14 protein-coding genes are annotated in these 15,391 nt (G+C 61.4%); 4 read left to right on the plus strand and 10 right to left on the minus strand.

Annotated elements, in window-relative coordinates; translation table 11 throughout:
* Positions 1-50: 50 nt before the first annotated feature.
* The 6 genes from BN32_RS08790 to BN32_RS08815 form a co-directional block, all read right to left on the minus strand.
* On the minus strand, positions 51-1,772 hold the full coding sequence (locus tag BN32_RS08790) for an AMP-binding protein (RefSeq protein WP_019197790.1): 1,722 nt from the start codon (positions 1,770-1,772) through the stop codon (positions 51-53).
* A gap of 33 nt (positions 1,773-1,805) precedes the next feature.
* On the minus strand, positions 1,806-2,681 hold the full coding sequence (locus BN32_RS08795) for an ABC transporter permease (RefSeq protein WP_019197791.1): 876 nt from the start codon (positions 2,679-2,681) through the stop codon (positions 1,806-1,808).
* A 1-nt stretch (position 2,682) separates the two neighbouring features.
* Positions 2,683-3,636, minus strand: a complete 954-nt coding sequence (locus BN32_RS08800) for an ABC transporter permease (RefSeq protein WP_040426177.1) — start codon at positions 3,634-3,636, stop codon at positions 2,683-2,685.
* Positions 3,637-3,703: 67 nt separating this feature from the next.
* Positions 3,704-5,257 (minus strand): ABC transporter substrate-binding protein, encoded by a 1,554-nt coding sequence (locus BN32_RS08805; RefSeq protein WP_019197793.1) that lies wholly within the window; start codon positions 5,255-5,257, stop codon positions 3,704-3,706.
* A gap of 18 nt (positions 5,258-5,275) precedes the next feature.
* Positions 5,276-6,298, minus strand: coding sequence for an ABC transporter ATP-binding protein (locus BN32_RS08810; protein ID WP_019197794.1), 1,023 nt, complete (start codon positions 6,296-6,298; stop codon positions 5,276-5,278).
* Positions 6,298-7,335 (minus strand): ABC transporter ATP-binding protein, encoded by a 1,038-nt coding sequence (locus BN32_RS08815; protein WP_019197795.1) that lies wholly within the window; start codon positions 7,333-7,335, stop codon positions 6,298-6,300. The genes BN32_RS08810 and BN32_RS08815 overlap by 1 nt, the downstream gene beginning before the upstream one ends.
* Positions 7,336-7,724: 389 nt before the next feature.
* Between BN32_RS08815 and BN32_RS08820 the strand changes: the two genes are divergently transcribed.
* Complete coding sequence (locus BN32_RS08820) at positions 7,725-8,489, plus strand: GntR family transcriptional regulator (protein ID WP_019197796.1); 765 nt, start codon at positions 7,725-7,727, stop codon at positions 8,487-8,489.
* Positions 8,490-8,592: 103 nt separating this feature from the next.
* The gene (locus tag BN32_RS08825) at positions 8,593-9,717 is read left to right on the plus strand and encodes an acyltransferase family protein (protein ID WP_019197797.1); all 1,125 of its coding nucleotides are present in this window, start codon (positions 8,593-8,595) and stop codon (positions 9,715-9,717) included.
* A 3-nt stretch (positions 9,718-9,720) separates the two neighbouring features.
* Here the strand turns inward: BN32_RS08825 and BN32_RS08830 are convergent, their stop codons facing one another.
* The 3 genes from BN32_RS08830 to BN32_RS08840 are packed head-to-tail and all read right to left on the minus strand — an operon-like array spanning position 9,721 to position 12,454.
* Positions 9,721-10,179, minus strand: a complete 459-nt coding sequence (locus BN32_RS08830; protein WP_040425591.1) for a carboxymuconolactone decarboxylase family protein — start codon at positions 10,177-10,179, stop codon at positions 9,721-9,723.
* Between the two features lie 46 nt (positions 10,180-10,225).
* Positions 10,226-11,014, minus strand: a complete 789-nt coding sequence (locus BN32_RS08835) for an enoyl-CoA hydratase-related protein (RefSeq protein ID WP_040426179.1) — start codon at positions 11,012-11,014, stop codon at positions 10,226-10,228.
* A gap of 57 nt (positions 11,015-11,071) precedes the next feature.
* Entirely contained in the window at positions 11,072-12,454 is a 1,383-nt protein-coding gene (locus BN32_RS08840) for an MFS transporter (protein ID WP_019197800.1), read from the minus strand.
* Between the two features lie 254 nt (positions 12,455-12,708).
* On the opposite strand from BN32_RS08840, the gene BN32_RS08845 reads away from it, so the two are divergent.
* A complete protein-coding gene (locus tag BN32_RS08845) occupies positions 12,709-13,014 on the plus strand; it encodes a hypothetical protein (protein WP_019197801.1) in 306 nt (101 codons plus the stop codon).
* A gap of 55 nt (positions 13,015-13,069) precedes the next feature.
* Here the strand turns inward: BN32_RS08845 and BN32_RS08850 are convergent, their stop codons facing one another.
* Entirely contained in the window at positions 13,070-14,185 is a 1,116-nt protein-coding gene (locus BN32_RS08850) for a substrate-binding periplasmic protein (protein ID WP_019197802.1), read from the minus strand.
* Between the two features lie 221 nt (positions 14,186-14,406).
* Between BN32_RS08850 and BN32_RS08855 the strand changes: the two genes are divergently transcribed.
* Complete coding sequence (locus BN32_RS08855) at positions 14,407-15,375, plus strand: zinc-binding dehydrogenase (RefSeq protein ID WP_040426183.1); 969 nt, start codon at positions 14,407-14,409, stop codon at positions 15,373-15,375.
* Positions 15,376-15,391: the final 16 nt, after the last annotated feature.

Raw genomic sequence — 15,391 nt, forward strand, 5'->3', positions numbered from 1 at the left:
CCGGCCCGGGTCGCTGTGACGCCGCGCCGAAAGAAAATTCAGCGATCAGTTCAGGACGCGGCGGGCGTTGACACGTCCAGTTCCTGCTTCTTGACCTTGCCGGTCGCCGTCATCGGCAGCGCCTCGATGATCCTGACTTCCGGTACCTTGTAGACGGCCATCCGCTCGGCACACCACGCGCGAATGTCCTCCGGCTTGACCGTTCCGATCACCTCAGGCTTGAGTTGAATGAACGCCACCGGCACCTGCCCCTTGTCAGGATCCTCGCGTCCGACAACACCGGATCCAAGAACGGCCGGATGCTGTCCGAGCAGCGCTTCGATCTCCGGCGGAAACACACTCATGCCCTTGACCTTCAGCATCTCCTTGCGGCGGCCGAGGAAGTGAATGAAGCCATCGATATCAATGCATCCGATATCGCCGGTACGAAGCCAGCCATCGACCAGCGATTCCGCCGTCGCTTCAGGCTTGTTCCAGTAGCTTTTCAGAAGCGACGGGGTGCGAACACGAATTTCGCCCTCGCCTCCAAACGGGACAAGTTCGCCGGTCTGGAAGTGGGTGATCTTGAATTCCGCACCCGGCACCGGAAGCCCGACGAAAATCGGCTGCGAGATCAGATCGAAATCATCGCCCTGAAAACCGGCGGTGAAGGTGTTGGACGTATGCGTTTCAGTCATCCCATACGCCGCCTCTGTCAGGATCGTTCCGGTAAGATCCTTCCAGCGCTTGCGGTAATCCGGATTGAGCTTCTTGACGAAGGAGACCACGCGCACCTGCGTCAGCGACGACAGGTCGAAGTCCTTGAAGCGCGGATGATCCATCAGTTCGACGGCGCCATCAACCGGCATCGCCGTGATGTTCACCTTGTACTTGTCGATCGCGGCAAGCGTGCTGACCGCATCCCAGCGCGCCAGCAATACCAGCGTCGCGCCGGTGAATAGTGGAAAGATCAGGCCGAAGTTTTCGCCCGCGATCCAGAATTCAGGGAAGAACGACAGGAAGATGCTGTCTTCGCTCGACGTGACCGAGATGCCCTGATTGGCGGCGGCGGTGTAGACCATGTCGCGCTGCGTGTGAACGCAGCCTTTCGGCATGCCCGTGGTGCCGCCGGTGTAATTGAGCGCCGCGACATCATCGAGGCCGGCGGGCGGCAGGGGCATCGGCGCAGGCATCGCCACCAGCGCCGGCAGCAGGTCGGTTGCGCCCGGAACTGCGAGGCGCGGCCCGGTGATCGAATCCGGAACCGGGATCGAGGGCTTTGCGGGAAGCACATCTGCGAAGCTGGTCACAATGACCTCGCGCAGCTTGGTCTCGCCACGCACCTGTTCAACCGTTGCCGCAAGCTGGTCCAGCGCAACAATCACCTCGGCATCGGTGTCGTTCAGTTCATAGGCAAGCTCGAACGCGCGCGACAGCGGACTGACTGGCACATGGATCGCACCGAGCTTCAGGATGCCGAAGAACACGATGTGAAACTGCGGGCAGTTCGGCAGGAACACCGCGACGCGATCGCCCTTGCGCACGCCCTTGGCCTGAAGCAGCGCCGCGAAGCGATCGCTCTGCTGATCGAGATCGGCGTAGGTCGTCACATGGCCATAGAAAATCACCGCGGGGCGCTGCGGCCGCTGCTTCGCCCAAGCGCGCAGATACTCGGTCAGTGCGACTTCGCCGTGCGGGTAATACGGTGTCCGCGAAATGCCTTTCGGCCAAGCCTTGTCCCACAAGGCATGAAGCTGCTCCAGATAGTCCCTTTCAGTAATGCCCGCGGCCATGTCTGTTTTCCTTCTTGTTCTTAAAACCAAATGTCAGCGGCGTTTCATGGTCGGATCCAGCGCAACCCGCATCGACTCGCCCAGTGTGTTGAAGGCAAGCGCCGTGAACAGGATCGCCAGTCCCGGCGGATACATCTGCTCGGGCGCGATCTCCATGTTCTGGTAAGCGCGCGCCAGCATCGCGCCCCAACTCGGATCCGGCGGCTGGATGCCGAGACCGAGGAAGCTGAGGCTCGCTTCCGCGAGCAACGCGGCTGCCAGCAGCAGCGTCACCTGCACGATCACCGGCTGGATCGCGTTCGGCAGAACGTGACGCCACAGAATGCGGCCGGTGGACACACCGAAGCATCGCGCCGCATCGACATAAAGCTCGTTGCGCACCACCAGCGTTCGCGCGCGAACCAGCCGCGCCAGTTGCGGGGCGAAGACGATGCCGACTGAAATCATGCCGTTGGTCAGGCCGATACCCAGCGCGCCCGTGACCGCGATTGCCAGCACGATGGCCGGGAACGACAGGAAGCTGTCGACGACACGGCTGATCGCTTCATCGACCCAGCCGCCGAGATAACCGGCCAACACACCAACCGGAACACCGATCGCCACCGCGATGGCGACTGCCAGAAAGCTCGCATAGAGCGACGCCATGCCGCCGTAGATCAATCGGCTCAGCGTATCGCGCCCAAGATCATCAGCGCCAAGCCAGTGCTTTGCGGTCATCGGCGACAGCGCTGCATCGAGATCCTGCATCGTCGGCGGGTAAGGCGAAATCCACGGCCCCAGAATCGAAATCACAATGAGAGCGACGAGGAACGAAAGGCTCAGCGCGCCACGCAGATCGGATCGGAACCAGCGGCCGAAACCGGCGAACCAGCTCGGCTTGCGTTCCGAGGTAACGACTGTGTCCGCCATCTCAGGAAATCCTCGGATCGAGAACACTGTAGAGAATGTCGGTCAGCAGGTTGAGGCCAACCACAATCAGCACCATGGCGAACACCACGCCCTGCACCACCGGAAAATCCCGGTTCATGGCGGCGTTGACGATCAGGCTGCCCATGCCCGGAATAGCGAACACGGCTTCCACGACCACCGTGGCCGCCAGCATGCGGTTGGCAAGCAGGCTCACCACCGTCAGAAGATTGACGCTGACGTTTTTTAGTCCGTGCCGCCACAGGATCGAGGACGGCGGCAAACCCTTGGCGTGCAGCGTTCGCACCTGCTGCGATGACAGGATTTCGACCAGCGACGATCGCAACTGCCGGGCGACCTCCGCTATACCGCCCGACGCCAACGCCACCGCAGGCAGAAGTGCGTGCCGTAACGCGCCCCATGGGTCCTGCGCGAAGGCCACTGCCCCGGTGGCCGGTAGCCAATTCATCTCAAGCGCAAAAAATGCCACCAACAGCATGCCGAGCCAGAAATTCGGCACCGCCACGCCAAGCGAAGCAACGGCCATGACGAAGCTGTCGACCCATGAGCTCGGCCTGCTTGCCGCTGCAATACCGAGCGGGATTCCGATGATCAGCGCCAGCAACAACGCCAGACTCACGATCAACAGCGTGTGCGGAAGGCATCGCTTGATCGATGTAAGAACCGCTTCGCTCGAAACCAGCGAGTTCGATAGATCGCCATGTGCGGCTTTCCAGAGCCAGGTCCCGTACTGAACGAAGAATGGCCGGTCGAGACCGTAGATTTCACGGATTTCCGTGATCCGCTGCTCCGACGCATTGTCGCCCGCCAGCGTCACGGCGACATCGCCCGGCACCAGTTTGAGCAAGCCGAAAACGATGAAGGTCGACAACACGATCACCGGCAACGTCTGGAGCAGACGGCGGCCGATGATGCTGAGTTTGGCGGCGGTGATCATGACGGAACCAGGCCTTCGATGGTCGATGACCGGCGCCGCGCTCATCGCTGCGGCGCCGGTGTGGGTATTATCCCAGCGAGATGTTTTCGAACTTCGGCTTGCCGAGCAGGTTCGGCTTGAAGCCCTTCACCTTCTCGGAGAGCGCGTCGATCTCGAACTGGAACGCGAGCGGAGCGGACAGCGCGTTCTCCATCGTGAAGCGCTGGATCTTCGCGAACACGGCGGCGCGTTTGGTCAGGTCTTCGCTTTCGCGGCTTTCCTGAATCAGCGTGGACAGTTCGGGAGCCGCGAGACGACCGGCGTTGTAGTAAGCGCCCTTATCGAAACCGAGCGCATAGGTCATGCTCGGATCCGGCCGCCCCGTCCATGCGGACACCAAAAGATCGAACTTCTTTTCAGTGGCGAAGAACTGCGAACTGATTTCCGCGATCGTGCCCCGCGAGAATTTAAGCCGAATTCCGGCTTTGCCGAGCTGATCCTGAATCACTTCGCCGCGACGGACCGAGTCCTGATCCATGTAACCGCCGATGGTCAACTCAAGGCCATCCTTGAAGCCTGCCTCCGCCAGCAGCTTGCGCGCCTTGTCCGGGTCGTGCGGATAAAGACTGGCAATGGACTTGTCAAAGGCCCAGTGGGTGCTGGGTAACGTCATTTTTGCCGGTTCGCCGAGGCCACCCATCGTCGCCTTAACGAACGCTTCGCGATCCAGCGCGAAGTTGATGGCTTGCCGGACCTTGACGTTGTCGAGCGGCGCGCGGGCGTGATTGAAGTAGATCTGAATACAGTACAGCGTCGGCGACATCACCGTCGTGAGGTTCTTCGCGCGATCGATCACCGGCTTCAGGCGCGCGGGCAGCGCGAACGACATGTCATTCTGGCCTGCAACCACCGAGCGCAATGCGGTCGCAAGTTCCGGAATGATGTTGAACTCGATGCCGTCCAGGTATGGGCGTCCGGGACGCCAGTAATTTTCATTGCGGGTCACGACGATGATTTCGTTGTCGGCCCACCGCACGAACTTCCACGGTCCCGCTCCGACAGGCTTGCGGTCGGTGTCATTGCCGAGCGCCTTGATGTTGGTCGGAGACACCATCATGCCGGCGCGGTCGGAAAAGATTGCGGGCAATGCACTGTCCGCATTCTTCAGCTTCAGGGTCACCTGCAGCGGACCGGTGACTTCGACCGCCTCGATGCTGGTAAGATCCGCCTTCACGTTCGAGCGCTGATCCTGGCGGCCGCGATCGATATTGAACTTGACGGCTTCCGCGTCGAGCGGCGTGCCATCGTGAAACTTGATGCCGCTCTGGATGTCGAACACCAGGGTCTTGGGGTCAGGGTACGACCATTTGGCAAGACCGGGATTCGGCTTGAGTGTCTCGTAGTCCCACTCGACTAGCGTGTCGTACATGGTCCAGAGAATGCTGTGATCGGAGCCCGCGCCGCCCGTGGCCGGATCGAGTGAGGACGGGTTGGCCGGAGCCGCAATCTTTAGAATGCCGCCCTTCTTTTGGTCCTGAGCAAACGCCGGGAGCCCGAAGGTTCCTGCGGCAGCGGCGCCGCCCATCAGTGCCAGCATCTCGCGACGGTGCAATGCGCCTGTCATGTGATCGAACTTCTTCATTCCTTTTTCCTCCCGTTGTTATTGCGCAACTGGCGCATTTTGATTGTCAGGCGGCGGCCCTTCCGCGGTAGCGAAATGACAGGCGACCGAATGTCCGGGCTTCAGTTCCCGCCAGGCAGGCACTTCCGCCGCACAGCGCGGCTGGACCGAGGGACAGCGGGTGCGAAACCGGCAGCCTGACGGCGGAGCCACCGGACTTGGGATTTCGCCCTGGAGAATGATCCGCTTATCAACGCGCATGCTGGACGGCAGAGGAACAGGCTCCGCCGACAGAAGCGCCCGTGTATAGGGATGAAGCGGGTGTTCGATCACGTCTTCCGTCGGGCCAAGCTCCATCAGCTTGCCGAGATAGGTCACGGCGACGCGGTCGGAGACATGGGAGACGACGGAAATATCGTGCGTGATGAAAACGTAGGTCAACCCGAATTCACGCTGCAGATCGGTGAAGAGATTGAGCACGTCGCCTCGGATCGAAACATCGAGCGCGGCCACGACCTCATCGCAGACGATAACCTTGGGGCGCAGTGTCAAAACCCGAGCGATGTTGACCCGCTGCTTCTGGCCGCCCGAGAGCTGGTGCGGATATCGGCCGGCGGTTTCGGGCGAGAGCCCTACCCGCTCCAGTGCCGCGACCCCGCGCTTGCGGCGCGATGCGTCGTTGCCCTCCCGCATCACTTCCATCGGTTCGATCACGCTATCGATGATCGTCATCCGCGGATTGAGCGCCGCATTGGGGTCCTGGAAGATGATCTGATAATCGCGCCGGTGCTTCCTGAATTGGCTGGTGCTGAGCGATTCAGGATCAGTGCCGTTGTGCAGGATGTGTCCGTGCGTTGGCGTAATCAGCGATACCAGCGCACGGCCCAGTGTCGTCTTGCCTGAACCGGATTCACCGATCACGCCGAAGGTTTCTCCGGCGCGGACGTCAAAGTCCATTCCGTCGATCGCCTTCACGGTGTCGCGGCCATCACGCGTCGGGAAAAGGATGCGCAGATCACGCACCGCCAGAATGTCTTTCACTGCGGAATTGGTCTCGGCCATCAGTTCACCGCTCCCGGCAGAGTGAGATCGGACGCGCGCCAGCAACGCGCCAAACGGCCCGGCTCCACCTCGATCATCGGCTGCTCGCGCTCGCAGCCGTCTGCCGCGTGCATGCAACGCGGACGAAAGCGGCAACCAGCAGGCATGCCCGTCGGCGACGGGACACGGCCCGGAATCGACGGCAGCACGCCGCGGCGCTGACTGAGGCCCGGCAACGAACGCAGAAGTCCCGATGTATAGGGATGGCGCGGCCTTAGCAGCGCGTCGTCGACTGGCGCGTCTTCGACAACCTCGCCGGCATACATGGTGATCATGCGCGTGCAGACTTCAGCCACCACGCCGAGATCGTGTGTAATGAAAATGAGCGCGGTCCCGGTTCGCTCACTCAGCGAGCGCAGAAGGTCGGTGATCTGCGCCTGCACCGTGACGTCGAGCGCCGTCGTCGGCTCGTCCGCAATCAGCAGCTTCGGCTTGCAGATTAGCGCCATCGCGATCATCACGCGCTGGCGCATGCCCCCGGACAACTGGTGCGGATATTCGTCGCAGCGGCGCTCCGGCGCGGGAATGCCGACTTCCGCAAGCGCGGCAATGGCCCGCTCGCGCCCTTCGGCGCGACTGGCCGGGAAATGCGCCCGATAGGCTTCGCTGATCTGGTCTCCGACAGTGAAGACGGGATCGAGCGCGCTCATCGGCTCCTGAAAGATCATCGCGATATCGCGGCCGCGCACAGCGCGCATTTGCCGCTGCGACAACCCTGCGAGATCCGTGCCTTCGAACAGGATCTCGCCCTTCACGCGCGCGGATTGCGGCGGCAGCAGGCGCAGCAGCGAAAGGCCCGTCACCGTCTTGCCGCAGCCGCTCTCACCGACAATCCCGACCCGCTCGCCCGGCCGGATCGAAAAGCTCACGTTCTTGGTGATCGGCAACTCACCCTCGATCGTTGCGAAGGAGAGTGAAAGCCCCCGCACATCGAGCAGCCGCGACGCGGATTGCGGACGCATCACCGTGGGGTCGGACAAATCAGTCGCGCTAACCATCGCGCGATCAGACGAGATGAATTGAGAGGGATTTCAGAGCAGGCTCGTACGCTGTGCGGTCGTTACGGCAAGTCCTTCCGGCCGCCGGAGTCACAAATATCAACGTCGCACGCGGCGTCTGCATTACTTGCTCCTTCCCTGAACTAACCGGTCTTGTTGCCGGGTCGATCGTCGGCCTTTCGCATCCAGGTCGGTCAGATCCGGCCCCGGACAGGCTCCTTTCCCGAACAAATGCGATGGAGTTCGCCTTGCAGGGTGACGTCAGGCATGAAAGATCATCATTTGTCGATTGTCAACAATTGACTTTTAACGGTAGAATAGACGTAGGGGTTCGATATGCGGACCAATTGATAGAGAACCAAGTCATGGCAGCACTCCTCCGAAAGCCAATGACCACACGAGACGACGACTTCGAGAGAAAGTTCGCGGCGCGAACGATCCCGGACCAGGTCGCCGACGAACTCGGCGCCGAGATTGTCGCCGGCCGCCGCAAGGCGGGGGAACGTCTGGTCGAACTCGACCTTGCACGGGACTTTGGCGTCAGCCGGGGTCCGATCCGCGAGGCCATTCGCATTCTCGAACGCCGCCGTCTCGTCGAATTGCTGCCCCGCCGCGGCGCTTACGTGCGGCCGCTCTCACTGAAATCGATCGCCGACCTGTTCAATGTGCGCATGGCGCTTTCGCTACTGGCAGTTCGCGCGATGGCGACCGCCCCTATCGAAAGCTATGTCGAGACGCTGGCGCGGCGCTGCGCGGAACTCGAGACGATGGTCGAAAATGGTGATCCGATGGCATTCGCCAGAGTCACAACACGCGCGGTCAAGACGGTCGCACGCGGCTCGGGCAACGAACTTCTGGTCGAGTTGCTCACCGACCTCGCCAATCAAACGGTCTGGACGACGATCTGGAAGTCACCGCTCGACTATCAGACTCGCGACCTGAGGCGACTGGCGACAGATCTGATGACGTCGACTCTGGAATCCATCAAGCGCCGAGACCCGGACGCGGCGGTCGCAAGCCACGGCAAACTGCTTGAGGAAGATCGAGACCGGGCGTTACAATCGCTCTCCCAAATGCGCGGAGAGTCCTTGAACCTTCGCGCGCTGTCACAGCCGGAAGTGCGGACGGCGGAGGACATCGCGCGGGCGGGCTAAGCACCTTTGCATTTACGCAAATTGACAAAACAGGGAACATAAAGACAATCGACCAGGCGGGACTGACTGTCGGCCCGCGATCGATCACAAACGTGGGCATGCCATGGCAAGCCACCGACTCCGTGCCCTGGACGGTTTGCGCGGCGTCGCCATCCTGCTGGTGATGGGCTTCCACTATTTCTACCATCTGGAGTCATTTTATTACAAATCGACGCTATACCCCTACGGCGAGACGTTCAGCAACGTCCTGATCTTCAAGTACGGCTACATGGGCGTCGAGCTGTTCTTCATCATCTCGGGCTTCGTCATCGCGATGACGCTCGAGTCATCGGCATCGGCGCTTGATTTCGTGGTGCGGCGCTTCGTCCGCATCTGGCCGGCGCTGATTGTCTCCGCAGTCATCACCTTCTTCTTGCTGAACTGGTCCGATTCACCGTTCGCCCTCACCCGCCGCCAGTTCTGGCCAAACTTCCTGCCCTCGCTGACACTGACGCCGACCTCGCTGTGGTCGGGGCTGTTTCCAAAGGTTGAATTCGTCACCGGCGTCTACTGGTCGCTCGTGGTCGAGATCAGATTCTATATGATCGCCGTGTTGCTGTTCTGGCTGTTCTCGCGGCAGAAGCTGGCGCGCAACCTTGTCATCTTCACGCTCGTTATCTACATCGCCCGCGCGCTGCTACGGCGCGCGATGCCGGGATATAACGGCGTCTACGACGCGCTTTTCATCCCGGACTACATGCCATGGTTCGCGGCCGGTGCGGTGTTCTATGAAATGTACAAGGAACGCCTCACGAAGCGCGCGGCCCTCATCATGCTCGCCGTCATGTATGCGCTGATCGCGCGGGTCAGTACAAACTACGCCATGATCGGGCGCGACCCGATCGTCGCCAGCACCGCCGCGTTGTCGTTCCTGGCCCTGTTCTGGCTATTGGCGACGAAATCCGCATCGGTGCGGATCTTCGAAGTTCGCCCGCTGGTCTGGATCGGCGAGTGCAGCTACTCGATCTACCTCTACCACTACGCGGTCGGGATGATCCTCATCTCGCAGGTCTCGAAGACCATCGGCCTCATGCCGCAGCTTCTATTGGTGACGGCGATTTCGCTGCTGGTGCTTGCGATCGGGCGCATCTCCTACGTCACCGTCGAAAACCCGAGCCGGCGCTGGCTGACGAAGCTGCTGATCGGGCCGCCGCAGAAATCTGCGGCGGCGGCATCGCCGGCGGTGTAGCGGTCAGGCAACAGCCGCCGCCTTCACCGGATGGATAAACCTGAAGCTGACGGCGATACGGTTCCACGCGTTGATGGTCGCCACCAGCATGGTGAGCTTGACGATCTCCTCGTCCGAAAAGCTGCCCCGAACCTGCTCATAGACATCGTCGGGAACATTGGTCTGTGAGACCAGCGTCACGGATTCAGTCCAGGCAAGCGCCGCGCGTTCGCGATCGGTGTAGAGCGGCGACTCACGCCAGGCGCTCAGCACGTAAAGCCGCTCCTCGGTTTCGCCCAGCGCGCGGGCATCCTTGGTGTGCATGTGAACGCAGAAGGCGCAGCCGTTGATCTGCGAGGCACGGGTCTTGACCAGTTCGATCAGGGATTTCTCCAGCCCGCTGCCCGCAACGGCGGCTTCAAGCGCGCCCATCGCCTTCATGAGGTCAGGTGCGATTTTGTAAGGGGCCAGTCTCGTTTTCATGATTCATTCTCCGATGTTCGCTCAATTCCAGCTAAACGCTGCGCCGTTACTTGCCTTTGAAGGTTGGCTGACGCTTGCCAAGGAACGCGCCGACACCTTCCGCGAAATCCGCGGTCCCAATGCACGCGCCAAAGCCCGCAGCCTCGGCGGCAAGCTGATCATGCAGTGAGTTGTCCAGCGATCCACGCAACAATGCCTTGGTCCTGCCGAAAGCAAATGTCGGCCCGTCGGCAAGTCGGCGCGCGAGCTTGTCGGTTTCACTGGCCAGATCGGCCGCAGGCACCACGCGATTGACGAGACCGAGCCGGAGCGCCTCTGGCGCGTCATAGACATCCGACAGCAATGCAATTTCCATCGCCTTGCGCAAACCCACAAGCCGCGGCAGCGTCCATGATGACGATCCGTCTGGGCTTGTGCCGAGTTTCGAATAGGCCAACGTGAAAATCGCGTTGTCCGCCGCGATTGCGAGATCCGTCGAAAGCGCGATGCTCATGCCGGCCCCGGCGACTGCCCCTTGCAGGCTCGCAACCACCGGCCTCGGTAGCCCTGCCAGAATTTCGAGGCCTTCATGCAGCGGCTCCATGATCGTCGGCACACGCATACGCACCTCTGCCGCCGATCCCTCGAAAGCGGAGATGTCGCCGCCCGCCATGAAGGCGCGGCCCTCCCCTGCGATAATGACAACGCGATTTCCTGAATCGGCCGCGACGCTTTTACAGGCGGCGAGAAATGCTTCCGCGGCGGCCACACTGAGCGCGTTCAGGACTTTGGGACGGTTGAAAACGATCCTGGCGATCGGTCCATCGACTTTCAGAAGCACCGGCTGGTCGGACACTGACATCTCCCTGACGACTATTGTTTTGACAATCGGTAGGCCGGAAAATCCGGAGCGTCAACGCACAGTCAGGCGCAGGAAACTCATAACGCAGCCGAGCACACCGACCCCCGCGCCCAGCGCAAGCGCCCACGTCGCGCCGTCGTGCCCGGCGAGCCCGGCGAGCCCGAAACACAGCGCGGCCAGCGCCGCACCTGTGGTCTGCCCGATCAGGCGTGCGGTGGCAACGATGCCGCTGGCCCCGCCGCTGCGCCCGGCCGGCGCGCTGCTCATGATGGCCTTCATGTTCGGGGCTTGGAAAAAGCCGAAACCGCAACCGCAAATCGCCATGCGCCAGACGATATCGAGGACGCTTGGCGATGGCGGCAACGTCGCCAGCAGCGCCATGCCGATCGCGAGCAGTAGCAACCCCAATCCGCCCAGCATCCCGGCAGAATGACGATTCGACAGCCGCCCTGCGATCGGCGCCATGATGCCGACCACAACCGACCATGGCGTCATGAAGAAGCCGGTCTCGACCTGGGTACGGTGGAGAACGTCCTCGAAGTAGAACGGCAGCGACACGAATGCGAGACCCTGCACCGCGAACGAACACACCGCCGTGGCGACCGATAGGGAGAACATCGGCCTGCGAAACAGGTCAACCGGCAGCATCGGGGCCGGATGATCGGCCTGTCTGCGGATCAGCAACGCACCGAAGATGACGGCCCCCACAAGCTCGACGGCGACAACGGCAGCAGACGTCCCGTGCGCGGCGCTGCCGATTCCGACAATAAAGAGACAGAGACTTATCGACGTCAGCAACGCGCCGGGAACGTCGAAGCTATGGGCGGCGCGCGGCGTCTGCGGCAGGGTTTTCATGCCGATCAGCATCGCGGCCACGCCGAACGGGATGTTGATCGCGAACAGCCAGGGCCACGACGCCACCGACAGAATGCCGGATGCGAGTGCCGGACCCAGCGTAAAGGCCGTTGCCACCACCAGCGCGTTGTTACCGAAGCCGCGCCCGTGAAGACGCGACGGGTAAACAAACCTGACGAGCGCCGTGTTGACGCTCATGACACCGGCCGCCCCCAACCCCTGGAGCACACGTGCGATCAGCAGCGTCGGCAATGACCACGCCAGTGCGCAGGCCAGCGAGGCAATCGTGAACAGCAGCAAGCCCCAAAGATAGATGCGCTGATGACCGACGATCTCTCCGAGAGCCGCCAGCGGCAACAAGGTTGCGACCATGGCGATCTGGTAAACGTTCACGACCCAGATCACGTCGGCGGGCGTCGTATTCAGATCAGCCGCAATCGCCGGAAGCGCAATGTTGGCGATCGCAGTATCGAGCGCAGCCATCGCCAGCGCAGTGAAAATCGCGAGGACAGCCCACCGCCTGCGTTCGGGCGGCAAACCATCCGTCGCCGGAGACTGCTTCGCTGAAATTGCGTCCATTTCGCGAAGTGTCCTGAAAGCGGGCGCGGGGCGTATTATGCGTATCTAGCCGGAATCGGCTCCGGGCTGCACTGGCGGTGGCGCATGCGGCATATGCGCACCGATTGAAACTTTCGGAAACAATTGCGTGGAGAGCCGAAACAAGCGGCTGGGTCTACTGAACTGCTCAAGCGGCTGTGATTGAGCAAGGGTTGTGGGAATAGCGGCGCACGATTAGAAACGGTTGTTTCCTCTTGCTCCAAGGGAGAAACATCTTGGGTGAACTCAGTACCTGGCTTTCGGGTCAGCATCCCGGCCTTCATACTTACAAGGCCTTCCGCACCAAAACTCTTCAGCTTTCCGCTTCTGACTCAGAGCATCGCGCGCTGTACCAGTTGCTCGCGGCGATGGCCGACAGATATATCGAGTCCTTCGATGAAGCACCGCTTCCGGTGGATACCGCGGAGCGTGCGTACAGAAAGCTCAGGGACATCGTCGCGGAAGCCGAAAATTCAAAGCAGGCTCCTGCCCCGCAGCAAATTCAGGCTCTGAATCGCGTCGCGTCGGCCGAACTGTTCTGAGCCAACGCTACGTCCATTCCATAGTCTCGTAACTGCGGAACGCACCGGGCTGGCCTCAAGGCGAACTCAGTGAGTCCTCTCCGAGGTAGCGGATGCGCGCCTCGGTCCATTGCTCGTTCTGGATCGTAGCAAGGATCGCAATCGACAACGGTTTGCGCAGCGGGCTGTCGGGCGGCACCGCAAATGCATAGTTCTGGGCTTCAATGGAAATATCCAGCACCTTGAGCCGTGACGCATAACCTTGGCGGATGGCCCAGGTCAGCAACGGCTTGTCGTAGACGAAGGCGTCGAGGCGTCCGGCACGCAGCGCCGTCAGGCCATCGCGCGTTGTGTCGTAGGAGTGAAACTTAAGCTTGCGCCTGATGAGATCGCCTTCTGACGACGTCCCCTTGACAGTACCGACGCGAACGGCTGCCAGATCGGAGACGCCGGTGATCGTTCCCTGAATTTGCGATGTGGTCAGCACCGATGTCACACCCGCGGTGAATACGGCAATTGTAATCACCGAGACGACCAGCCAGATCGTCGCGACGCACCGGCCGAGAATGGTTTGTGGCCCCTTCTCCGCCGACGATCGCTGCGTCATCGCCAATGTCGACCACCACACACTGGAGCTGATGCCCTTGGTGACGCTTCCGCCGAAATACTCGTTCTGCCGCCGCTCGAGAAGCCATACGAGAATGCCGGCCCCCAGCGTCAGTCCGATCAGCGCGACGATCGCCTGCAGGAAATTGAACGACGTCATCGCCCGGCGCAACGTGCCCCAGTTCATGACACTCACGATTGGAACGGCGATGCCCGTACCGGTCGAATAATAGGTCTGCGTGAAATCGAGAATCTTCTCACGATCGACGGTGACCGTGATCGCGCCGACCGCAACGTCAAGGTTTCCAGCGGCCGTTTCCTGGATTAGCTCCGGCATGTCTTTCAGTTCGGTGAAGCGATACTGCAGCTTCGCTGCCTTCGCGACCTGACGCCAGAGTTCGACACTAAGGCCCGACCACGCACCATCGGCGCCCTTCACGGCAAACGGCGGCGCATCCTTCACGCCGACCACGAGTTCGCGCTGCGGAATCGCTGATGTTGTATCCTCTGCCTGCGCGAACGGCAGGACCGAGAACAGCATGACCACCAGACAGGCTATCCGCAGGACCATCATTTCTCCGCGCATGGATGCTATCCGCAGGCCGTTGCCGCGAATCCGATAACGAAGCTGTGACAGAATTTGGTGAGCGCCGCCTTACCAAAATGCGGGTCATTATCGGCTATTTCGCCGCGCTGGCCATAGGCGCCCACTCGACAAGCGTCGCAGACGCCAATTTTACGCGGCCGCGAAAGTACTGCTATACCCTGAAGACCATCCTCAGCGCGCGTAACTCAGAGAGCAATCACATGAAGGCTTACGTTTACGGCGCGAACGGCGCCGCGATCACCGATGCGCCGAAGCCCTCGCCGAAGGGCACGCAGGTTCTGGTGAGGGTCCATACCTGCGGCATGAACCGCGCCGATCTGGGCATGATCAAGGGGCATGTTCACGGTGCGGCCGGCGGTGTCGGCACCGTACTCGGCATGGAGTGGGCCGGCGAAATCGTTGAACTCGGCCCCGATGCAAAGGGGCTCAAGATCGGCGACCGGGTGATGGGCTCCGGCCCCGGCGGCTATGCGGAATATACGATGACCGACCATGGCCGCCTGCTTCCTGTCCCCGCGCCCATGAGTTTCGAGCAGGCCGCCACGCTGCCGATTGCGTTGTCCACCATGCACAACGCCGTTGTCACCAATGGTGCGCTCCAGCCAGGCCAGACAGTGCTGGTGCAAGGCGCGAGTTCGGGCGTCGGGTTGATGGCGCAACAGATCGCCAAGCTCAAGGGTGCGAAGCTGGTGATCGGATCGTCCACGGACGCTGCGCGGCGCGCGCAACTCACTGCCCACGGTGCGGACATGGCGATCGACTCGAACGATCCGGCGTGGGTCGATCAGGTCCTGAAAGCCACCGGCGGCGCGGGCGTCGATGTCATCATCGATCAGGTCTCGGGGAAGCTCGCCAACCAGAATCTGGCGGCGACCAAAGTGCTCGGCCGCATTGTCAATGTCGGACGGCTCGGCGGCACCCACGGCGATTTCGATTTCGATCTGCATGCCGCACGCCGCATCCAGTACATCGGCGTGACTTTCCGCACCCGCTCCATCAAGGAAATTCGCGACATCTTCGCGAAGGTCAAACAGGACATTTGGTCCGCAGTGGAATCCGGCAAACTAAAGCTACCGGTCGACCGCGTATTCGCGTTCGGCGACATCGCACAGGCTGTGGACTACATGTCGGCGAACAGGCATTTCGGCAAGATTGTCCTTAAGCTTTGAGGGCTACGCTTCCTGC

Source organism: Afipia birgiae 34632 (genome assembly GCF_000308295.2).
Lineage (GTDB): Bacteria > Pseudomonadota > Alphaproteobacteria > Rhizobiales > Xanthobacteraceae > Afipia > Afipia birgiae.